Annotated in this window: 1 protein-coding gene; it reads right to left on the minus strand. The window is 64.5% G+C overall.

The features are described from left to right. Positions 1-291 (minus strand): demethoxyubiquinone hydroxylase family protein (locus KVT32_RS28555; protein WP_217619257.1); only part of this gene is annotated, 291 nt, incomplete at its 3' end. Positions 292-521: the final 230 nt, after the last annotated feature.

The following is a 521-nucleotide window of genomic DNA, read 5'->3' on the forward strand; positions in this document are numbered from 1 at the left end:
CAGGTGGTCTTCCTCTTCGCGCCCTGCCTGCTCGAACTGCATGCGCATCGCCGGCGATTGCGCGTAGCGCGCCTGCGAGTCGTACAGCGCCTGGGCGCAGACTTCGCCGACGTGGTTCACGCGCATCAGGCCGGCGCTGTGGCGCTGTTCGCGCTCGTCGAGTTCGCAGTCGACGGCGTGCGCCGCCGGGTTCGGACGCGAGGCCGATGCCACGCCGCCGACCACGCGCAGCGCCTTGTCGAAGCCGACGATCAGCTGGTCGAGGGGACTGATAAAACGGTTCGCTAACATAGTATTCGATTTATTCGCGGGAAAACGCCATTATATGCCCGCCGCGGCCGGCCTTGCCGCGCGCCCTGCCCCCGCCTTTTTGCACTCCAGCCCACCCAGCGCGCCGTGCGTCGCATCGGCACGCCCGACTCGGCCGTAATTGACTACAATGCAGGCGTCAAAAAGGCTTGGCGGAAATGAAAATGAACGCCATGCAAAGCCCACCCTGGAGTCCGCATGGAATTACGCAT

The sequence above is a fragment of the Achromobacter sp. GbtcB20 genome, from assembly GCF_019091095.1.
Classification (GTDB): domain Bacteria; phylum Pseudomonadota; class Gammaproteobacteria; order Burkholderiales; family Burkholderiaceae_B; genus Achromobacter; species Achromobacter mucicolens.